Below are 22032 nucleotides of genomic sequence, written 5' to 3'. Positions count from 1 at the left end.
CTATTCGTTTGCATGAGTCACATTGACTTCTAACGGTAGTGTTACAAAAAACGTGGTAAATTCAGCAAGTTTGCTTTCCACAGTAATTGTGCCGTTATGCATATCGACGATTTTCTTGACAATAGATAGTCCTAAGCCACTTCCACCATTCTCAGCTGACCTCGATTGGTCCGCCTTATAAAATCGTTCGAATATATGATTTTGTTGATCTTCTGTTAAACCAATTCCATTATCATGAATGGCAATAGTAATCGTATCTATTTGCTGCGTCATAGATATTGTAATAATGCCAGCAGCTGGCGTGAATTTAATGCTGTTGCTTAGTAAATTCATCCATACTTGATTCATTAAGTCCTCATCCGCCATGACCGAAATGTTCTCTAGTTGAAGATCCATGTCGATGTTTTTAGCTAGCCAATTTGGCTCAAGCGTTAATACGACGTTGCGAAGTTGCTTATCGAGCCGGTAATGACTTGGCTCGAAGGGGTGATGTTGTGATTCTAATGAAGTAAGCTTTAGTAAATTGTCACTTATTTTTGATAGTCGATTACTTTCCATCTCAATGATTGCTAAATAATGCTGTCGCTTATCCTCTGGGAGATCAATGTTTTTCAATGCTTTAGCAAAGCCATTAATAGAAGTTAGAGGTGACTGAATTTCATGCGATACATTTGAGATAAATTCTTGGCGCATTCTTTCCATTTCACCTAACTCAACCGCCATATGATTGATGCCATGTATTAATTGACCAAATTGATCTTCGTCATCTGCTTTAAGATCTAATTTGACAGTAAAATCACCTTTAGCAATCTGACTCAATGCATCTACAATCGTATTCCAATAGTTCCGTTGTCTTTTTAGCCCAATTAAAAAGGTGATGATAACAGTGCAAGCAAAGAGAACAAAAACACCGACTACGGTCCATAATTGGAGCAAGAAACCTTGTGGATGCTTGCCTAACCAATCATAAAGCCAGGAAGTTATGTGGTAGGAAATAAAAGCAAATACGATGCTAATGGTAAGAAGAAGCATTAAAATTAAAAAAAGCTTTAAACTATTTTTTAATCTTCTCATGAAACAAGTTCCAATCGATAGCCTAGACCGCGAATTGTACGAATAACAAATCCACTTGTATCTTGTGGGAAACGTTGACGAAGTCTTTTAATGTGGACATCAACAGTACGTTCATCACCTTCATAGTCGTAACCCCAAATTTCTTCGATTAATTGTTCACGGGAAAAAGTTTTCCCAGCATAGCTTGCTAATGTAAATAATAGTTCAAATTCCTTTAAACGAAGTGTTAAAGATTTACCGTTATACAAGACTTCATGTGTATTACGATTTAACTTAATATTGCCAGCCTCCACAAGTTGAGAAAGGGAGATTTGGTATCTTTTAAGTATTGATTTCACACGAACGATCAGCTCTGCTGGCTCAAATGGTTTAACAAGATAATCATCTGTTCCAAGATTAAAACCTTTTACCTTTTGTGAAGTTTCTCCCTTTGCGGTTAACATCAAAATCGGTAGATTATCATTAAATGAACGTATTTCTTCGCATAATTCCCAGCCATCCATATTTGGCATCATAATATCCATAATAATCATATCCACCTTATCAGAATCCAATTTGGACAGTGCATCCACACCGTCCGTAGCTTCAATTACTTCTAAACCTTCGTTTTGTAAAAATATCTTTACCAATTCTCGAATATGGGCGTCATCATCTACAACTAATAATTTTGTCATGCTAACAAATCCCTTCATTATTCCTCTTTAATACGTAATTGCTGTTTGGCAAACTCCCGGTACATAGCATGCGTTTCAAATAAAGTCTCATGTGTGCCACTGCCTGTAATATGTCCTTTCTCTACAAAAAGGATTTGGTCTGCATCTACTACTGTTGAAAGGCGGTGTGCAATGACAAGCGTTGTTCTACCTTGCATTAAATTATCCAATGCTTTTTGAACATAGATTTCCGAGTTACTATCTAGACTAGATGTTGCTTCATCTAGCATTAATATTTGAGGGTCACGTAAAAGTGCTCTGGCGATCGAAATTCGTTGTCGTTGACCACCAGAAAGCTTTATGCCACGTTCTCCAACTTCTGTATCGAATTGTTCTGGTAGTTCATTAATAAATTGATCGGCATAGGCCATTTTGGCAACTCTTTCAAGCTCTTCATCCTTCACCTCTCTGTCAATACCGTAGCAAATATTTTCGCGAATCGTACCAGACAACAGTGCACTCTCCTGAGCAACATAGCCGATTTGCTTTCTCCAAGAATGTAGGGAGTACGTGTTGATAGGCGTTTCTCCGAGTGTGATACTTCCGTTTGTAGGTTGATAGTATCTTTCTAATAGAGAAAATGTTGTAGTTTTTCCTCCACCACTAGGTCCTACGATAGCCGTAACTTTACCAGGTTCAATAGTAAAATTAATATTCGATAAAATCAGTTCTTCTCCATAAGCAAAGTCTACATTTTTTACATAAATCGGCTGATTTACTTTTTCTAATGTATTTCCTTCGAAAATATTTTCTTCTTCATGCTCAAGTAAAGCACTGATTCGCTCTGTAGCACCCATTGCTTTTTGAAGCTGTGTAAAGAACATCGTTAATTGGGTCATTGGCATAATAATTTGGATTAAATATAAAATAAATGCTACCATGTCGCCAGCTGTAAGTTCTCCTGAAGAAACTCGTACACCACCATAACCAATAATGGCTACAAGGACTGACATTAATACAAACGAAATTAATGGTGAAATAAGTGCATGGATTCTTGCTTCTTTTAAGCCAAACGTAAAGAGGTTTGTAATTCCCTTTTTGCCACGCTCATATTCAATATTTTCTGCATTTGAAGCTTTTACTAATCGTGTTTCAGGTAAAACTTGATTAAGAACGGATGTGAATTTTGCTGTTTCATCTTGCATTCCTTTTGAAATAACAAACATACGTCTTCCTAAAAGCATTAAAATAACCATAGCAAGTGGAACAGCAATTAGCATCACTAATGTCATTTTCCAATCTAAGATTAATAGAATGATGATGGAGCCAATAATGGAAATAACACCAGATAAACAGTTTGCAAGGTGTTCTGTAATAAGCTCCTTTACGACAGCTGTGTCATTCGTAACGCGACTTAATGTTTCACCTGTATCGTTCTCATCATAATAAGGGATAGGTAAATGAAGAAGCTTTCTCCAAAGCTGATCTCGTAGTTTCGCGACAACATGATGTCCGACACGATTTAAATAATAGATGGAAAGTCCACTTGCGATAGCTTGCGCGATAAAAGCAATACCTAATATAATAATTTGCCAATAATCAAGTGACTCTAATGAAAAGCCATCGACTAATTTTTTTGTAAATAACGGAACAATAAAGCCAACACCTGTAGTCGCTAAACTCATAATAAATGAAATAATTAAAAGCCACATCGGTGGCTCAGCCTGTTTGACTAAGCGAACAAAGCGTCGCCAATCCTTCGTTTTTGTCGTATCTTTTGATGCCTCCTGCAAAGTAAATCCTCCTTTAATTTCATCAACAATAAAATATGAATCTTTTATTTATCTTACTATAGCATGTCTTTATGAACTGAATATGAAATGAGCAAGAGGTGATGCTTGCGATATGGATCTAATCCTAAAAGTATGATCAAATATAAAATTTTTAGTGGAAGCTCAAAATAAGTTCCTTTTTTTGGAGAATTATCATACAATGTTATAAACCGACAGTCGGTCTATTTCCTGTATTGCCTAATATATTTCCATTTTAACTGATTGTAGCGTAGTGGAGGAAGCGGTTCGACGCTCGCCCGCAGGAAGCTTTGCTCTGTGAAGCGAAGCGGCAGCAACAAATGTTTTAACTGTGCGAAAGCGAAGCGGCAGCAACAAATGTTTTAACTGTGCGAAAGCGAAGCGGCAGCAACAAATGTTTTAACTGTGCGAAAGCGAAGCGGCAGCAACAAATGTTTTAACTGTGCGAAAGCGAAGCGGCAGCAACAAAGCGAGTAGCCCGTAGCGGAAATAAGAGCTTTCTAATGGGTTCAAGATAGACGTGAATGATAGTTACTTTAATAGTTCTAAAAGGAAGGGGTCTAATGAATGGAATCACAGATTAAAAGAAAAGGCTTTTCAAAAGATTTTAACCTGATGGTGATTGGGCAAATTATTTCTATTTTAGGTTCTGCGCTTTTAAGGTTTGCCTTATCACTTTATGTACTTGATATTACAGGACGTGCAGATCTTTTTGCAGTATTGTTTGCGATATCGAGCGTTCCAATATTACTAGCACCGCTTGGGGGAGCCGTTGCTGACAGGTTCAATAGACGCAACTTAATGGTGATTTTCGATTTTACTAGTAGCATAATTGTGTTTACTTTCTTTGTAATGCTAACAATTGGTAATAGTTCCGTTTTGCTTATTGGTGTTGTGATGGTACTGCTTTCTCTTGTTAGTGCTATGTATGCACCTGCAGTAATGGCCAGTATTCCGGTTCTTGTAGAAGAGGAAAAACTTGAGCAAGCTAATGGAATTGTTAATGGTATTCAAGCATTGTCTAATGTTGCTGCTCCTGTATTAGGTGGAATACTATACGGTTTGATTGGCTTAAAAGTGCTAGTCGTGGTGAGCGGTGTGTTCTTTTTCATTTCGGCCATATTAGAGATGTTTATTCATATCCCATTTATGCAACGAGAGCAGGACGGTCATATTATTCCGACGCTGGTAAATGATTTGAAAGAGGGCTTTAGTTATGTTGTGAAGCAATCTTTTATCTTCAAATGTATGATTTTAGCGGCATTATTAAATTTATTATTAACACCGCTGTTTGTCGTAGGTGTACCGATTATTCTCCGTGTTACAATGCAAAGTAGTGATACATTGTACGGAGTAGGAATGGGGTTAATCGATTTTGCTACGATCTTAGGAGCTTTATCTATGGGGTACTTTGCAAAAAAAATGGGTATCTCTAATTTGTATAGCTGGATTTTCATTACTGCTTTATTGATTGTCCCGATGGCTATAGCGGTTACGCCTCTGCTGCTGAATATAGGCTATTTTCCATCTTATATTTTATTTGTTTTGAGCGCACTTTTAATTGCTATGATTATGACAATCATCTCTATTTATGTTATTACGCTTGTACAAAAAAAAACACCTAATGAACACTTAGGGAAGGTCATGGCTATTATCATTGCCGTTTCACAATGTATGGCACCTATTGGGCAAATAATATATGGCTTATTATTCGAAGCATTTAGTGTTAAAGTCTACATTCCTATTTTAATGATATGTATTGCCATGATAGTGATGGCAATTGCCACAAAGAGGATTTTACGATTTGAAAAGAACGAGGCAGCAAATTGATTCTCGCTTTCCACTTTTGCAACAACCTTTTTGAATACTCGCAGGTAATAAAATTGGCTGTTTTCTAAAAGATTGTTGCTTTTACCACTCTTTATATCTTTTCTTAAATATTTTATGGAATAAATATAAAACGACAGCTAATAAGCTCAGAATAAAAAATTGTATTGTTGATGTCCAAAAGATCAATATAAGATCCGCGCCTAAAACAATTTCGCCCGGGGGCAGTTCTTTAAAGGGCGAAGGGAATAAAATTATAAAAGAATAAATAATAACAAAACAAAAGAATCCTAAATATATAGAAAGTAAGAATTTGTGAAATTCTAATTTTATTTTTAAAAGCAAAAAGAAAATATAAATAGGCACAATGATAAAAGGAAGAGATAGAAGTTGCAAAAGTAACGAATCATTAAAAAATACTTGAACGTAAGCAATAATAATATATCCGAAAGATACTATTACGTAGTTTATATTATTCATACTCATCCTCCGCGATTAAATTCATACAATACACTATCCTTTCTGCTTAATATTAACAATTAAACCGCTTGATGGTAAGGTGAATGAAATGGTATGGTGTTCCAATTTGTTCTTTACAACAAAACTAACTACTAGTTATAAAATAGGAAAAGCCAAATTTCCCTAGCAGTTGAGTGGAAGTTTGGCTTTTTTGTATGAATGTTGTTTTCAGTAGCTGACAATTAGCTTCACCTGAACAAGCGATGAATGATATAGGGGAGCAAATGGAAAGGGAAATGATGAATAAAAAACCGCAGGAAATCAAAGTTTATAAATTGATTTCCTGCGGTTTTATTTTATACGATTCTTCGTAAAAACAATTAGTTTTTGACTTATGTCTACGCTTTAGATTTGCAGCATTAAAACCATCTTCTTCGATGCCTAGGTGATATTCTTTGCCGTGGTTGGAACTCAGCAGACGAGAAGGTTTGCTTAGGAACACTTTCAATATTAGAAAATTGATTATGATCTGAGTGTTCCACTTTTGAAAAAATGATATTTTGAGTATTGTTCAAAAATGGTTTAGATAGCTGATTATATTCGACATTGTTTTCTGAATAAGCTGTTTTAGTAGGGCGAGTGATTTTTTGGGTACTAGTTAAGAGAGGAATAGTTTGCGGAATATATTCTATTTCATCTTCTAAATTAGTTGTTTGCACAGAAGCATGTGTGTTTTCTATTATTTCTTCTGTCGGAGTCATGTTTTGAATAGTATTAAGGAGCGGTACAGTGTGCTCATTATTGCCTGTTATTATAGTAGAGTCACTATGATTCTGTTTTGGCGCATGCTCAATTTCATGGTGCTCTATTTCAGTATGTGGCTCTTGCATAGGGAGAACCTCCTTCATGACGAGTATTGGTCGCATCATGTCATGGTCTTCGTGCTCTAGGAAATGGCAATGCCACATATAATGACCGACATGATCTTTCCAATGCATAATGATTTTCGTAACCTTCCCAGCTTCCACTTTTACAGTATCCTTCCAACCTTGCTCATAGATATGCGGATTTTCAGGGGGACCTGTAAACTCCAGTCTGTCTTCATTTTGATAGAGCGCCATATTGAAAGGGCGTCGTTCTAGTATTTTGAATTGAATTAAATGAAGATGGATAGGGTGATCAAACGGTGTAGTATTAATGAAATTCCATATCTCTATACTATCTAGTGTAGGTTTTTCAGTTACAGGGTCATGATACATTTGGTTATTTAATAATAACATTGGTCGACCAAAATCATCTGTCGTGGCGGATAAGGGTAAATGCCTTTCAGTATTTGCATCGTGGGGATGTAAATCCATTGATATTGCGAGTCTTTCTGGTATTGCACTAGTATCCTCACATTTTAGCGGAAGGCACACTTTAAATTGCATGATGACTTTTGTATGTTCATCAATAAAATCTTCATCAGAATTGATTAACGTTATTTCCTGACCTTCATATTTTGAAAAATCAACAATGACATCAGTTCGTTCTGCCGGCAATAACTCAACTGATTGAATTTCTTGAGGGGCTGATAAAAAGCCCCCATCTGTTCCGATTTGTATCAAAGGCTCACTGTTTGAAAGGCTAATGACATAACCTCTTCTATTGGAGCCATTAAGAAGACGAAATCTATATTTACGAGGCTCGACATTTAAATAAGGCCAGACCTTCCCGTTTACGACGATAGTATTACCGACAAAGCCAGGTGTAATAGATGGATGTACCGGAACGGGGAATGGCGGTTCATCAGGATAGAAAAGAGAGCCATCTTCATTAAACGATTTATCTTGAATTAAAATGGGGTACTCATAGTCACCACAAGGTAGATTAGTACGCTCTTCAAGTGTATCCCGCAGTAAATAAAAACCTGCTAATCCCGCATACACATTTAAACGGGTGATCGCCATTGCGTGATCATGGTACCACAGTGTTGTGCCGGGTTGATGATTGGTATATTCATGTATTTCCTTTCTGAAATTTGGACCTGTTTGTGCATAATCTTGTGTATACCATGCCTCGGGATGACCGTCACTCTCCCAATCGACATTTGCGCCATGTAAATGTGTAACAGTTCTTACTTCTTGTGAATCGTTTGCCGTATGAAGTGTAAAATCGATTGGTAAAAAGTGTTCTGAAGGCAATTGGTTTAAATAGCGTACATAAATGCTTTTGTCTTTTTTAGCTTCAATAGTTGGTCCGGGATAAAGCCCGTTATAGCCCCATATAATTGATTTTGGGAAATCTTTGTGGAAACAATGCTCTGCTTGCATCATTTTAAGTTCATAATAATCTTTTCTTTGTGGCCCCTTATAGTATTTTGGTTTAGCGGTAACCGGTTTTGGCAGCTCATCCACAAATTTTGGTATTGTTGCTGGATCTGTAGGATTGACTTCTTTCGTCAAAACATCACGTCCCTTTTTTAATTCTTAAAATTGCTAATTACCTCATCATATGGGTAAAAATAATGGGCGACTAGGACAATAATGGAGATACTGTGCGAATAAAAAAATACTGATATTTAAGCATCTGCAGGAGTTCGATATTCCAAGCAAGGGTGTTTGAGCAAAAAACATTTCAATAAATAAAATCTACACTTTAAAAATGATGGTCATGGTTTTTAGCTGAAATTTTAGTTCCTTATTGCAATGGTGAATAGGAATTTTTATATTAAAAAGGTTACCTTTTTTTAGGGCTGAACGAAAAAGAGAAAAATTACTACCCGAATCATTTGAAAACGTTATGTTATCAACGTACAATATATGAAATTAAGAAACACGACAGCACAAAATTGTTGTATAATGTTGTGGTATGAGGAAAGAAAGCAGGTTGACAAAAATGGAAAGCAAAATGAATGAATACGCAGTTATAAACATGCAAAAGCATCAGGCATTCGTGTTAAAGAATAAGCTAGATGTGAAACATAAGGTGAATATATGAAAAACTGGTTGATTTTCATTGCTGTCTTTATGGTTTCGTTGTCACTTGTCATTAGTATTTTAGTACTCTGGAAAGCCGAGGCTCCATTCGATTCAATTGAAGAACAGGCTGAACAGTTGGCACTTGATGCCAAAGCCCTCGCAATTGTCTCGGAGTCCTACACATATAATGGCAAACATTCGTATGTCACTGTGTTCGGGGTAGATGAATATGGTGATAAAAAAGCTGTCTTTGTTCCGACGAATCTAAAAGCTGATTCGATTAAGGATGTAGATTTAAAAGATGGAATTACGGAAAAGGAAGCATTATCGGTTTTAAAAAAGGAAGGAAATGTACAAAAAGTCCTCAATGTGAAATTAGGCTATGAGGAGCCAGGTGCTGTTTGGGAAATTTCATACCTAAACGATCACGATAAGCTCAACTATGTCTATATTATGTTTAAGGACGGCGACTGGTGGAAGCGCATTACGAATTTATAAGAGGAGTAGATCCCGTATGAAAAATTTATTAGCAAACCGTGTAAAAACTTTAACACCATCTTCAACTTTAGCCATTACTGCGAAAGCGAAGGAGTTAAAAGAGCAAGGTATTGATGTTATTGGCCTAGGCGCTGGTGAACCAGATTTCAACACGCCACAAAATATTTTAAATGCTGCCATTGATTCGATGGAAAAAGGCTTAACAAAATATACACCTGCTGGCGGTCTTCCGGTACTAAAGAAAGCTATTATCGATAAACTTCAACGCGACAACAATCTTACATACAAGCCGAATGAAGTAATTGTAGGTGTTGGGGCAAAACATATTCTTTACACTTTATTCCAAGTTATTTTAAACGAGGGCGATGAAGTTATTATTCCGATTCCTTATTGGGTATCTTATCCAGAGCAAGTTAAATTAGCAGGCGGTGTACCAGTTTATGTGGAAGGCACACGTGAGCAAGGCTATAAAATTACTGCTGATCAATTACGAGCTGCTGTGACAGATAAAACAAAAGCAGTGATTATAAACTCTCCTAGCAATCCATCAGGTATGATTTATTCCCGCGAAGAGCTAGCTGAAATTGCTGCCGTTGCAGAAGAAAAAGATATTTTAATCGTGTCAGATGAAATTTATGAAAAGCTTGTATACAATGGTATTGAGCATTTTTCAATTGCACAGCTATCTGATGCAGTGAAAGCACGTACAATCGTTGTAAACGGTGTTGCCAAATCTCACTCTATGACAGGTTGGCGTATCGGGTATGCTGCAGGGGATGCGGACATTATTAAACCAATGACTGACCTTGCATCACACTCTACTTCGAACGCAACAACAACTGCACAATATGCAACAGTGGAAGCTTATAATGGATCACAAGACGCTGTAGAAGAAATGCGTCAAGCATTCGAAGAACGTCTTGAAAAAATCTATCCACAGTTAAGTGCAATTCCTGGCTTCAACGTATTAAAACCACAAGGTGCATTCTACTTATTACCAGATGTAGCAGAAGCTATGGCTCATACTGGCTATGATTCTGTAGATGCATTCGCTGCGGATATTTTAACAGAAGCAAACGTAGCAGTGATCCCAGGTTCTGGCTTTGGTGCACCAACTACAATGCGATTATCTTATGCTACATCTTTAGACTTATTAGAAGAGGCAGTCCGTCGAATTGATACTTTTGTAAAATCAAAATGGCAAGACTAACCCTTTTAACATCTTTCAGCAGAAGTCTCTCACCTCTATAGGTGGTGAGATGAATGCGAATGTAAGCTATTTTTCAGTGGGTGTCCAAACGCCCGCTGAAAGAGCGGAACTCAGTCTAAGAACGCCACGTCCTGTGGCAACGACTGAGTGACCAACATCGTGTTGGCCTAAAGCCTCCGGCGGATGTCATGGAATCGGAAAGGAGTTCTGAAATAGGATGTTAGCCTAAAATCATTGCATCCATGCGATAACGGCTAACTGACCTGCATCATGCAGGCCTAAGCACAAAGCCGATTCCAGACGCAATTATGCCAAGGCACAATTGATTGAATTTTGGAGGATTTCTATGAAAAAAATTATGATTCAAGATATGCCAAAGCATATCGGCGAAACAATCAAGCTAGGTGCTTGGTTATCTAACAAACGTTCAAGTGGTAAAATTGCCTTTTTACAACTACGTGATGGTTCTGGCTTTGTACAGGGCGTTGTTGTAAAAGAAGAAGTAGGCGAAGAAATTTTTGCAATTGCAAAAGGTATGTCTCAAGAAACTTCCATGTACATTACAGGTGAGGTTAAAGCAGATGAGCGTTCAAGCTTTGGTTGTGAGCTTGTTGTAACGGGTATTGAAGTACTACATGCTGCAACTGATTTTCCGATTACGCCAAAAGAGCACGGTCCTGAGTTTTTAATGGATAACCGTCACTTATGGCTACGTTCTCGTAAGCAACATGCGATCATGAAAATTCGTAATGAAATTATTCGCGCAACTTATGAGTTCCTTAACAACAAAGGCTTTACAAAAATGGATCCACCAATTTTAACGGGTTCAGCACCTGAAGGTACATCTGAGCTATTCCATACAAAATATTTTGATGAAGATGCATTCCTTTCTCAATCTGGTCAGCTTTATTTGGAAGCGGCTGCGATGGCATTAGGTAAAGTATTCTCATTCGGTCCAACATTCCGTGCTGAAAAATCTAAAACGCGCCGTCATTTAATCGAGTTTTGGATGATTGAGCTTGAAATGGCATTTGCTGAATTTGAAGAAAACTTAGAAGTACAAGAACAATACGTGGAGCATATTGTGCAATCTGTTCTGGCAAATTGCAAATTAGATTTAGAGCGACTTGGTCGTGATACATCTAAACTTGAAAATATTAAAGCACCATTCCCGCGTATTTCTTATGACGATGCTATAAAATTATTGCATGAACAAGGGTTTGATGATATTAAATGGGGCGATGATTTCGGTGCACCACATGAAACGGCAATTGCTAATTCATTTGACAAACCTGTATTCATCACTTGCTACCCAGTAGGTATTAAACCATTCTATATGCAACCACATCCTGACCGAGATGATGTAGTATTATGTGCAGATTTAATTGCACCTGAAGGTTATGGTGAAATCATTGGTGGTTCTGAGCGTATCCATGACTTTGATTTATTACAATCTCGTCTTGAAGAACATCATTTATCTTTAGACGCTTATGCATGGTATTTAGAGTTACGTAAACAAGGCTCTGTACCGCATTCAGGCTTCGGTCTAGGATTAGAACGTACAGTGGCATGGATTTCTGGCACGGAGCACATTCGTGAAACAATCCCATTCCCACGTTTACTAAACCGCCTATATCCATAAGCTATAACTAGTTTGTTTTAGGTTTTGAAAGTGTAAAATTAAAAAAAGTCGCGTAGTGATATGTCTACGCGGCTTTTCTACTTACGATGGAAAAGGAGTCAAGTATCATATGAGCGCAAATAATAATCGACTCCGTACATGGACTGAGCAGAGAATGATTCAAATTCCTCAGCTTTTTTTTCAGTTTTATAAGGAGTTAAAAATTGAGGATGATGAGGCACTGATTGTTATGCATTTACTTGCATTCTATACAGAGGGGAATGATTTTCCAACGCCTAATGATCTAATGAATCGTCTAACAACGCCTAGCAGTGATATTACTTCACATCTACAGCGATTAATGCAAAAGGGTTTCCTTGAAATAACAAGCGACGTCGACGCAAACGGCAAACTATATGAAAAATACTCGGTGTACCCACTTTGGGAGCGTATTATGCAGATTATTGAAATGAAGGAACAGCAAAAATCAGCAGCATCACTCCGACAAGAAGAGGGTGAGATTTTCCGATTATTTGAAGAGGAAATGGGACGTCTTTTATCTCCTTTAGAGCTAGAAAAAATAGGGTCTTGGTTAGATGACGATAAGCATAGTCCAGCGCTTATTAAAGAAGCGTTGAAGGAGGCTGTATTTGCTGGCAAGCTAAGTATTCGTTATATTGATCGAATACTACTGGAGTGGAAAAAGAAAAATATTACGACACCACAGGCTGCACAGAAGCAAAGCGAGCAGTTCCGTGAAAAGCAAACATTTAACAGACCGTCAGTTCGTACAATGCAGCAAGAATCGCAGTCGACAAATAAAGTACCATTTTATAATTGGTTAGAAGAAAGAGAATAGGGGGCTTCCGACATGTTAACAAAAAAACAATGGGAACATTGTCTAGCGGAAATGGATCGTATGTTCCCAGATGCACATTGTGAGTTGGTGCATGACAATCCGTTTGAACTTACGATTGCCACGCTATTATCTGCACAGTGTACGGATGTACTTGTAAACAAAGTAACGAAAACATTGTTTCAAAAATATAAAAAGCCTGAAGATTATTTAGCTGTAACTTTAGAGGAGCTGCAACAGGATATTCGCTCCATTGGCTTGTATCGAAATAAGGCGAAGAACATTCAAGCTTTATGTCAACGACTATTAGAGGAATACGGGGGAGAAATACCAGCAAGTCGTGAAGCACTAGTTACGTTGCCGGGTGTTGGTCGTAAGACGGCTAATGTCGTGTTGTCTGTAGCTTTTGATATTCCTGCACTTGCAGTGGATACACATGTAGAGCGCGTGTCTAAACGATTAGGGCTTTGTCGCTGGAAGGATTCAGTATTAGAAGTCGAAGAAACAATTATGAAAAAAACACCGATGGACAAGTGGTCGAAAACACATCATCAGCTAATTTTCTTCGGTCGTTACCATTGTAAGGCTCAAAATCCTGGCTGTCACACATGCCCTTTATTTGATGATTGTAGAGAAGGGCAAAAGCGTTTGAAAAAAGGGCTGGTGAAGGAATCGTGAATGTAGAGGCAATCGCAAAGGAAAAAATGGATGCTTGGTTTGTAGAATGGACGGAACTTGAAGCCAAAATTCATGCAGCACATGATGCAAGGAATGGTGAAGCAAAAGGATTGATGGAAGAGGCCATTTTATTGTTTGGGCGTTTAGTGCAGGAAGCAGGGGATGAAGTATTACCCATTAACGGTGTCGAACGACTAAACTTTATAAAAGCCAAGCCAAGCCAATATGCTTGTTATCGTCAGCTTGATGAATTATTTAAGGAAACAAAAAAACGAGCAGCGCGACTACGTTTGCAGGCTACAAAAAAGTAATACAGATAGATAATCTCAGAAATCAGAACAATAAAAAAGTAGAGTAGCATTAAGCTACTCTACTTTTTTTATTCAGTACTACCGGTACCATCATCCGGAGCGGTTGGGTCAGTTGGCGTTGTTGGTGGCTGGCTACCATTATTGTTGCCATTGTTACCTGGAGGGGTACCGCCATTTCCTGCATTGCCGTTGTTCCCATTCCCATTCCCATTTCCGTTACCGTTGTTGCCATTGTTCCCATTGTTTCCGGTATTGCCATTGTTATCATTTCCGTTACCATTGTGGTTACCGTTGTCCTCGGTATTGCCATTTTCGTCCGGTTCCTTTGGTTCCTCAACATCAGGTTCCTCAGGTGTATCTGGCTCTTTATCTTCTTCAGCCGTACCTGTTACTTGGAAAGTAGTTGTACCTGGTTTACTGCGTGTACCATCTACAACTGCTACTACGGAAATCGTATAGTTGCCATCTTCCAATTTATTGCTAACTGTTAAACCTTTGCTTTCCGTTGTACCAAGAGGAATAGTCTCTCCACCTTCTTTTTTAGCGGATACTTCAAAGGTTGTTGGTAGCGGTTCATTTGAATCCGGATTAAGCATTGCATCATGCTCCCAAGAAATATTGATAGATTGACCTTCTAAATCTAGGCTTGCACTTACATTGTAAGGTGTAGAAAGCTCTGGTGCAGCGTATTCATTTGAAACTTCATTAGGCTCTGAACCACGTACAAATAGCTCTGTTCGACGTAACTCATTCGGAGTAAAACTACTTGCTAATTTAAGTGGCTTTGATCCTACTTCAATTGTAGCTTCCACAACTGAGTTTGGCTTTTTGAAACGTGGTGTTTCAACGTTCTCCGAAATGCCTTGCATAATTTGTTTAAATAAAGTTTGTGGTAAACGACGCTCATCCCAAGTTGTAATTGGATCAAAGTGTTCTTCATAACCACTCCAAATAGCGATTGAATAGTTTGTAGTGTACCCAGCAAACCATGAATCCGGTACACTTGTATCCGGTAAATTATGCTTGCTAAAATCAGCAGCTGCGTAGTTTGTTGTACCTGTTTTACCTGCGATATCTAATCCAGGTACATTGGCGTAAGTACCTGATGCATCCGGCTTATTGCCGACAACATCTCGTAACATATCTGTCACCATATAAGCTGTATAATCGCTCATTGCTACATTAGACTCTGGTGTGTAGTCTTTTGTTGTTTTACCGTCACGGTAAACGATTTTAGTAATTGAATAAGGATCAGTGTAAACACCATTATTTCCAAATGCTGCAAAGGAAGCAGCCATTTGCGTAGGAGACATCGTAATATCTCCACCACCGATTGCATCGGATTCGTAAACATTTTTAGCATTAATACCTAAACGACCAATAAATTCTTTAGCTTTATCAATACCAACTTCTTGTAATGCTTTAACAGCTGGAACGTTACGTGAAGCATATAAAGCTTTACGTGCTGTTATAGCACCCATATATTTATTATCCCAGTTTGTAATCGTTTGACGCGTATTAGTGTAGTTCATTGGTTCGTCCACAAGTGTTTGACCTGTTGACCATTTTAAATTTTCGATTGCTGGACCATAATCTAGTAATGGTTTCATAGTTGAACCTGGTTGATGATGTAAGTCATATGCATAGTTCCAACCGCGTTCAGCCCCGTAATTGCGTCCGCCACCGATTGCTTGAATTTGACCAGTTTTCGTATCAATAACAGATACACCCGATTGGATTTCTTCTGTTGGGAAGTTATTGTTATCATTCATAATATTTTCAACAATTTGCTGAGCATTCGGATCAAGTGTTGTGTAAACTTTAATACCTTCTGCCATTGCACTACCATCACCGTTATCCTCTAGTTCATTAATAACGACATCAAGGAAGGCATCATATTTAGAGCCAGCAAATTTTTGGCGTGTCGCATCGTCAGCTAGACCGGCTGTAACGTTTACTTTCTTTGCTTCTTCCATCTCGGCTTTTGTAATTTTTTTATGTTGATACATTAATCCTAGAACGGTGTTACGGCGTTTTTCCGCAAGTTCAGGATTTTTTAATGGATTGTAAGCATTTGGGCGCTGTACTAAACCTGCAAGTAATGCTTCTTCAGCTAAATCTAAATCTTTTAGTTCTTTCCCATAGAAATATTGAGCTGCTGTTCCGAAGCCATAAACACGACCTGACATCAGCATTTTATTAAAGTACATTTCAAAAATTTCTTCTTTTGAATATTTACGTTCTAATTGGTAGGCTAGCCAAGCTTCCTGTGCTTTACGTTTTAATTTTTTCTCATTTTGTAAAAATGAGTTTTTAACAACTTGCTGTGTTAATGTAGAGGCCCCTTGTGCCCCGAAGCCATCACGGAAGTTAGCAAGTATTGCTCCACCAAGGCGGTAAAAGTCCATACCACCGTGCTCGAAAAAGCGTACATCTTCCGTTGCAAGGATTGCATTCACCATATCTTTAGGTATATCTTCATATTTTACATATTTACGGTTTTCTGCACCAATTGTGGCAAATAATTCACCGTTTTTATCATAGAACTCAGAAGAAACGGGGTCCTTCAGTAAGTTTTCATCTAATTCAGGTGCGGCACTTGCGTAATAGGCGAATAACCCAGCACCACCAATAAAACAAGCAGCCATAATTGCTACAAGTGTTAGTGTAATGCGCTTAAACCATTTTTTCTTCGATGGTTTCGGAGCGCTTTTTTTATTTTTTTGAGCGAGAGCTTTTTGATGCTCACCGCGTGTTGGACGACGTTCAGTCATTCTACTATCTCCTCACTTTCAGAACCATGACTTTGTGCTTCAATGAGCTGTTGGATAATCGGTAAATAATCGATACGTGGATAATAGCTTGTAGGAATTTCAAAAGCTTCCTTTTCTATAGTAGAAAAGGGGATCGATTTACGTTCACCGTTTTCCATCGCTAGCCAGGCCTTTTGTAAAACATCGTATGGCAAGATAAAATATCGTTCAAAAGCCGAGAAACGAACGATAATAAAGGCCACACCATTTTGTTCCGTCACTTGCTGCATATGTGTCATTTGATGTAAGTGAATATTCTTTAGGGGAAAACTGGTCTTTGAAGCTGTTTCCTTTGCATCAAAATCAATATAACGCCCGTTCCAAACACCATTGTAATCTGTTGTTGACGGTGTTCGAAAATAAGCCTCACGAATAACTGCAGCACTTCGTGATGGGTACTCTACTTTGACGATTTGCACGGGAACAGGTTTCTTATGAATGATAGCAAGTCGTCTTTTTACATAATAATCGTTTGCTTCATCAATTTCATCTTCTAGTGTTTTTCCTCGATTACTAAAAGAAAAATCTTTTTCTTTCCCCTTTTTTACCGTTTTTTGAACAGTAGGATTGGGGGAATACAATTTCCCATTCGGATAACGAATTGTCATTTAGTTCACCCTCTATAATACTGCTATTATACAATAGTTTACCACGATTAAGTAGCAGTTCTCTACTTCCATTAATAGTATGATTGACGCTAGATTTTTTATAGTTAAATTTACCCGCAGATGATCAATCTTTGGGCAATTTTCGCCTCCTAAAGTCGAAAAATAGCAAGTAATTTAATTAGCTCTTTCACGCGAATCGCCAAAAAAACTGATGAAATTTTTAAGCGGATTTATAGAAAATACGGTATTCCACGCTAACTTCTCTATTTGATTCCAAGTTTCAAGACAAGGGAATTTAATAGACTAGTTCAACTTTTTATCGAAATACTTCTTCTTTCAGCTAACTTACGCTTATTTTGTCACGCATGAAGGTAATTTTATACATACGAGGAATACATAAATTAAAGCAAAGGAGGCGTTATTTTGAACAAGTTAAAACAATTAGTTGCGCAGTTGGATCTGGTCAATCAATTACTGTTAACAAGAGTGTCTTTGGAAAACAATGCACAGAGTATGCATTTCTTTGAGCAGCTCAAATCTGTTAGCCAGAAAGTAAGCTTAGCAGAAAAGAACTGGCAAGTAAAGAATGCTTGTTCGCCTATTAGTAGTGAAAAATGATAGACTTTGGTACACTTATCTCATATGCAGTGTAACTAACTCAATATGAGCATTTTTCATACAGTTTTTGTCACCTAGAGTGATATGTTTGATTAGACATTTACTGAAACAGGGGACTCCTTGGTCAAAGATGTGAGTGGGACGAGGGCTAAAAAGCATCACGTTTTGTGATAAAGACTTCGTGACTGTGTAACGAAAATGTAGATGAATTTTAAAATAGCAGGTTCGAAACTAGCTTATAATGAGATTATGCGTTTATATTAATGTAGATCAATCTGTATTTTAAGTAGTACCAACCTAATAATAAAAATATATTTTAACGCTCATCGCCAAAGGTTTTGGGAGACATTTTTTTAAACGTATGCCGTGTTATAGAGCACCTATATTGGAACAAAGTGTGACTAATGCCCAAACGACTTATCAAATCCTAAGCAAGTGCCCAGTTGGAACGGAAATCCACCCATTCTGGTGATGAGCCTTAATTGAATAAGAAGAGGTGCGAAATTTGTTATTATTACAGCAAACTTCCAAATTAATAGATGAATGTGAAAAATGTGTTTCACGCTTCTGGCAAATGCGTGAGGAGGATCGTACTCCTGACTTTTTTGAGGAGGTTAAGCCACACGCAGATATCATTCACCAACTTTTAAAAGAATGGCAACAAGAAGCGAATGTGTGGATTCAAAAAAATCGACCAAAATATATGCATACACAACAAATTGCTTCAGCGGCAGAATCGATGGAGCAATTTGTTGTGCAATCCTTTTATAAAGAAACAAGTAAAAAGCGTTTTTTAGATGCGATTCATTCAACCTCGTATACGTTGGAAATTTTAGAACGGGTAGTGAAGGAGACACAATCAGATGTTATCGAAAAAAAGGACCATTAGTGAACTGTTGAGCGAGTGGAGATATGATGAGGAATTGAAGGAACGTATAGCACACTGGCAAACGCTTGAAGGGCGAGAGGCTAAATATGCACCTTTCCCTGCAAACTTACATCCTTCACTTGTAAAGGCTCTTCAATCAAGAGGAATTGAACAACTGTATACTCATCAACGTCAGGCATTTGATTATGCAATGGAAGGTGTTTCTTTTACTGCTGTAACACCAACTGCGTCTGGAAAATCATACTGCTACCATTTACCGGTACTTCAAAAAATAGTAGAAGATAAAAATTCACGCGCTATTTATTTATTTCCAACGAAAGCTTTAGCGCAGGATCAAAAAAATGATTTAAATGAATTAATCGAACAAAGCGGCGAAGAAATTTTAAGTTATACGTATGATGGGGATACTGCGCCAGGAATTCGTCAAAAAGTACGTAAGGCAGGGCATATTGTGATGACAAATCCGGATATGCTTCATTCGGGGATATTGCCACATCATACGAAATGGGTTTCACTATTTGAAAATTTACAGTATATCGTCATTGATGAGTTGCATACATATAAAGGTGTGTTTGGCTCACATGTTGCGCATGTTATTCGAAGGCTGAAGCGTATTTGTGAGTTTTATGGTAGTAAGCCGGTTTTCATTTGTACATCAGCAACCATTAAAAATCCAAAAGAGCTGGCAGAAGCTTTAACAAATGAAAGTCATGCCTTAATTAGTGATTCTGGAGCGCCTGTTGGGAAAAAGACATTTCTTTTTTATAACCCACCGATCGTCCATAAAACATTTGGCGTGCGTCGAAGTGCTGTTTTGGAGGTGAGTGACCTCGCTAAAAGATTATATACAGCAGGTATTCAAACCATTATTTTTGCCAAAAGTCGTGTGCGAGTAGAAATGATTGTGACGTATTTAAAGGAGCTTACACGCAATAAGCTTTTAGATGAATCGGTGCGAGGTTATCGTGGAGGTTATTTACCCTCTGAGCGACGTGTTATTGAACGAGGGCTTCGCGACGGTACTATTCAAACCGTAGTGAGTACAAATGCGCTAGAATTAGGCGTCGATATTGGCCAATTACAAGCATGTATCATGACAGGGTATCCAGGAAATATCGCAAGTGCTTGGCAGCAAGCGGGTCGTGCTGGCCGTCGTCAGGACGAGGCGCTAATTATTTATGTAGCACAATCAGCCGCACTTGACCAATATGTAGTGAACCATCCACTCTTTTTACTTGGTAGTGCACCTGAGGAAGCGCGTATTTATCCTGAAAATATGTTAATTTTAATGGATCATTTGAAATGTGCAGCGTTTGAGCTACCATTTTCCACGCATGATACGTATGGTGAATATGAGATTCAGGAGTTACTTGACTATTTAGCGGAGGAAGGCGTTATTTTTAGAACGAGTGAGAAGTGGCATTGGATGAGTGACCGTTTTCCAGCACATGATATTAGCCTTCGTTCTGCTTCGCAAGAAAATGTTGTAATCATTGATATGACTGTCCCTGCACAAACAAAGGTTATTGGTGAAATGGATCGTCATAGTGCGATGACGTTGTTACATGAAGAGGCTATTTATTTGCATCAGGGCATTCAATTTCAAGTAGAAAAGCTTGATTGGGAAGAGAAGAAGGCGTATGTACGAGAAGTAGATGTCGATTATTATACTGACGCTAATCTAGCAGTTGAGATGAAGGTGCTAGAAGAAGATCAGAGCAGAGAATATAAGGGTGGCATTATTGGCTTCGGTGATGTTGGCTTAGTCGCACAGGCAACGATATTTAAAAAAATAAAGTTCAACGGAAATCATGATAATATAGGTTCGGGTCCAATTCATTTACCACCAGACGAAATGCATACAAGCTCTTCGTGGCTATCATTCAAAAATACATCACAGTGGTCAGAGGCGGAACTAACAGACGCTATGGCAGGAGCTGCATATGCGATGAATGCTTTTATTCCGATTTTCATTCAATGTGATAGCAGCGATGTCATAGTTGTCCCACAAGTTAAGGCTGCACATAATGAAATGCCAACATTCTTTGTTTATGATAAGTATCCAGGTGGTATCGGCTTAAGTGAAAAGGTTTATGACTTATGGGAAAGTCTTTTAGTCAAAACCTTAGAGCATGTTTCGAATTGTCCTTGTGAGTCTGGGTGTCCATCATGCATTGGAGCACAAGACAGTTTGCAGGAAGGGAAGAAGAGGATAATAGAACTTCTTCGGATCTTAAATCAAATTAATCAAAATTAAATTAAAAAGAGGGCTTAAGGAATTTATTTCCTCAAGCCCTCTTCGTTTATCGGTTTAAGGATCATCTTACGGTTACGAGATTGCAATGTTGAGTAACTAGAAAGGTAAAAAAACTCAGCACGAAATAATATGCTGCCCCATGCGATTCATACTAATTATTTTGTTGTAATATACACTGCGCCATCAAACGTAATACCTGCACCTAATGCTTCGCTTACAAAACGTAAAGGCACCATAGTTGATCCTTTATAAATTTCAGCAGCATGATTTAAATTAATAGCAGTCGTAACGCCATTTGAATTAACGTAAGCTTTTTTATTTCCAATGCCAATGACAATTTTTTTATTATCTTTGTGTGCAGTCACTTTTTTAGTTGCATTGTCATAAGTAACTGTTGCACCAAGTGATACAAAAATAGCTTTCATAGGAACTAAAGTTGTTCCGTTTTTAATATAAGCACTTGGGTTGTAATTTTGCTTAACGTTATTGATATATACATCTACAGTTGTAAGCACTGGTTCTGGTGTGCTTTGAGGTGTTGGTTTTTTCTGATTTATATTGGTAGAAGGCACTGGCTCGTTGGCTTTATTATGATAATGATAACCTGAGCAAAGACCTTTATCTTGAGATTTTTTAGAACAGTTATGACCACCATTACTATCAAGACGACCTGGGTGTGCATCGGCCGTTAAGGATGTCGCCATAAACAAAGACAACATTGTAATAAATAATACTAATTTCTTCATAAATATCCTCCTATTAATAAAATATGGAATTATTATACTACTTATTGGGTTATATTAACATAGTTTTGATGCGAATATTAGTTTTCGTGTGGAAGAGATCTTTTAAGCAATGATCTAATCAAAGTTCTCGTTCTCGTATTTGA

Annotated in this window: 18 protein-coding genes; 10 read left to right on the top strand and 8 right to left on the bottom strand. The window is 37.8% G+C overall.

Annotation, left to right across the window (positions count from 1 at the left end):
- From ABE34_RS07170 to ABE34_RS07160, 3 genes are read right to left on the bottom strand one after another with little or no spacing between them, the layout of a single operon-like run.
- Entirely contained in the window at positions 1-1074 is a 1074-nt protein-coding gene (locus ABE34_RS07170; RefSeq protein WP_197141344.1) for a HAMP domain-containing sensor histidine kinase, read from the bottom strand.
- A complete protein-coding gene (locus ABE34_RS07165) occupies positions 1071-1748 on the bottom strand; it encodes a response regulator transcription factor (RefSeq protein WP_197141342.1) in 678 nt (225 codons plus the stop codon). The genes ABE34_RS07170 and ABE34_RS07165 overlap by 4 nt, the downstream gene beginning before the upstream one ends.
- Before the next feature lie 17 nt (positions 1749-1765).
- On the bottom strand, positions 1766-3520 hold the full coding sequence (locus tag ABE34_RS07160) for an ABC transporter ATP-binding protein (RefSeq protein ID WP_197141341.1): 1755 nt from the start codon (positions 3518-3520) through the stop codon (positions 1766-1768).
- 585 nt (positions 3521-4105) lie between these two features.
- On the opposite strand from ABE34_RS07160, the gene ABE34_RS07155 reads away from it, so the two are divergent.
- A complete protein-coding gene (locus tag ABE34_RS07155) occupies positions 4106-5368 on the top strand; it encodes an MFS transporter (RefSeq protein WP_197141339.1) in 1263 nt (420 codons plus the stop codon).
- An 81-nt stretch (positions 5369-5449) separates the two neighbouring features.
- Here ABE34_RS07155 and ABE34_RS07150 read toward each other — a convergent pair whose 3' ends face one another.
- Both ABE34_RS07150 and ABE34_RS07145 read right to left on the bottom strand, forming a co-directional pair.
- Positions 5450-5845, bottom strand: coding sequence for a hypothetical protein (locus ABE34_RS07150; RefSeq protein WP_197141338.1), 396 nt, complete (start codon positions 5843-5845; stop codon positions 5450-5452).
- Positions 5846-6243: 398 nt separating this feature from the next.
- The gene (locus tag ABE34_RS07145) at positions 6244-8268 is read right to left on the bottom strand and encodes a multicopper oxidase family protein (protein WP_241747146.1); all 2025 of its coding nucleotides are present in this window, start codon (positions 8266-8268) and stop codon (positions 6244-6246) included.
- A gap of 531 nt (positions 8269-8799) precedes the next feature.
- Here ABE34_RS07145 and ABE34_RS07140 point away from each other — a divergent pair.
- From ABE34_RS07140 to ABE34_RS07115, 6 genes are all read left to right on the top strand, one after another.
- Positions 8800-9282 carry a DUF5590 domain-containing protein gene (locus ABE34_RS07140; RefSeq protein ID WP_197141337.1) on the top strand — a complete coding sequence of 161 codons (483 nt, stop codon included), beginning with the start codon at positions 8800-8802 and terminating at the stop codon, positions 9280-9282.
- Between the two features lie 16 nt (positions 9283-9298).
- Entirely contained in the window at positions 9299-10492 is a 1194-nt protein-coding gene (locus tag ABE34_RS07135; protein WP_197141336.1) for a pyridoxal phosphate-dependent aminotransferase, read from the top strand.
- A 346-nt stretch (positions 10493-10838) separates the two neighbouring features.
- On the top strand, positions 10839-12134 hold the full coding sequence (gene asnS, locus ABE34_RS07130) for an asparagine--tRNA ligase (protein ID WP_079559994.1): 1296 nt from the start codon (positions 10839-10841) through the stop codon (positions 12132-12134).
- Between the two features lie 109 nt (positions 12135-12243).
- Positions 12244-12972 (top strand): DnaD domain-containing protein, encoded by a 729-nt coding sequence (locus ABE34_RS07125; protein WP_197141335.1) that lies wholly within the window; start codon positions 12244-12246, stop codon positions 12970-12972.
- A gap of 12 nt (positions 12973-12984) precedes the next feature.
- Complete coding sequence (nth, locus tag ABE34_RS07120) at positions 12985-13647, top strand: endonuclease III (RefSeq protein ID WP_197141334.1); 663 nt, start codon at positions 12985-12987, stop codon at positions 13645-13647.
- Complete coding sequence (locus ABE34_RS07115; protein WP_197141333.1) at positions 13644-13958, top strand: YpoC family protein; 315 nt, start codon at positions 13644-13646, stop codon at positions 13956-13958. The genes nth and ABE34_RS07115 overlap by 4 nt, the downstream gene beginning before the upstream one ends.
- A gap of 68 nt (positions 13959-14026) precedes the next feature.
- Here the strand turns inward: ABE34_RS07115 and ABE34_RS07110 are convergent, their stop codons facing one another.
- Both ABE34_RS07110 and recU read right to left on the bottom strand, forming a co-directional pair.
- Positions 14027-16732, bottom strand: coding sequence for a PBP1A family penicillin-binding protein (locus ABE34_RS07110; RefSeq protein WP_197141331.1), 2706 nt, complete (start codon positions 16730-16732; stop codon positions 14027-14029).
- Positions 16729-17379: a Holliday junction resolvase RecU gene (gene recU, locus ABE34_RS07105; RefSeq protein ID WP_197141329.1), complete on the bottom strand. Its 651-nt coding sequence runs from the start codon at positions 17377-17379 to the stop codon at positions 16729-16731. Before recU ends, ABE34_RS07110 begins: the two co-directional genes overlap by 4 nt.
- Before the next feature lie 423 nt (positions 17380-17802).
- On the opposite strand from recU, the gene ABE34_RS07100 reads away from it, so the two are divergent.
- The 3 genes from ABE34_RS07100 (at position 17803) to ABE34_RS07090 (ending at position 21143) form a co-directional block, all read left to right on the top strand.
- Positions 17803-17997, top strand: coding sequence for an endonuclease (locus tag ABE34_RS07100; RefSeq protein ID WP_079560000.1), 195 nt, complete (start codon positions 17803-17805; stop codon positions 17995-17997).
- A 505-nt stretch (positions 17998-18502) separates the two neighbouring features.
- The gene (locus ABE34_RS07095; protein WP_197141327.1) at positions 18503-18886 is read left to right on the top strand and encodes a YppE family protein; all 384 of its coding nucleotides are present in this window, start codon (positions 18503-18505) and stop codon (positions 18884-18886) included.
- Positions 18861-21143 carry a DEAD/DEAH box helicase gene (locus ABE34_RS07090; RefSeq protein ID WP_197141326.1) on the top strand — a complete coding sequence of 761 codons (2283 nt, stop codon included), beginning with the start codon at positions 18861-18863 and terminating at the stop codon, positions 21141-21143. Before ABE34_RS07095 ends, ABE34_RS07090 begins: the two co-directional genes overlap by 26 nt.
- A 155-nt stretch (positions 21144-21298) precedes the next feature.
- Here ABE34_RS07090 and ABE34_RS07085 read toward each other — a convergent pair whose 3' ends face one another.
- Complete coding sequence (locus tag ABE34_RS07085) at positions 21299-21889, bottom strand: copper amine oxidase N-terminal domain-containing protein (RefSeq protein ID WP_197141325.1); 591 nt, start codon at positions 21887-21889, stop codon at positions 21299-21301.
- Positions 21890-22032 lie beyond the last annotated feature (143 nt).

Source organism: Lysinibacillus sphaericus (assembly GCF_015844675.1).
Lineage (GTDB): Bacteria > Bacillota > Bacilli > Bacillales_A > Planococcaceae > Lysinibacillus > Lysinibacillus sphaericus_E.
The sequence above is the reverse complement of the archived record's forward strand: the minus strand, read 5'-3'. Positions and strand labels throughout refer to the sequence as shown.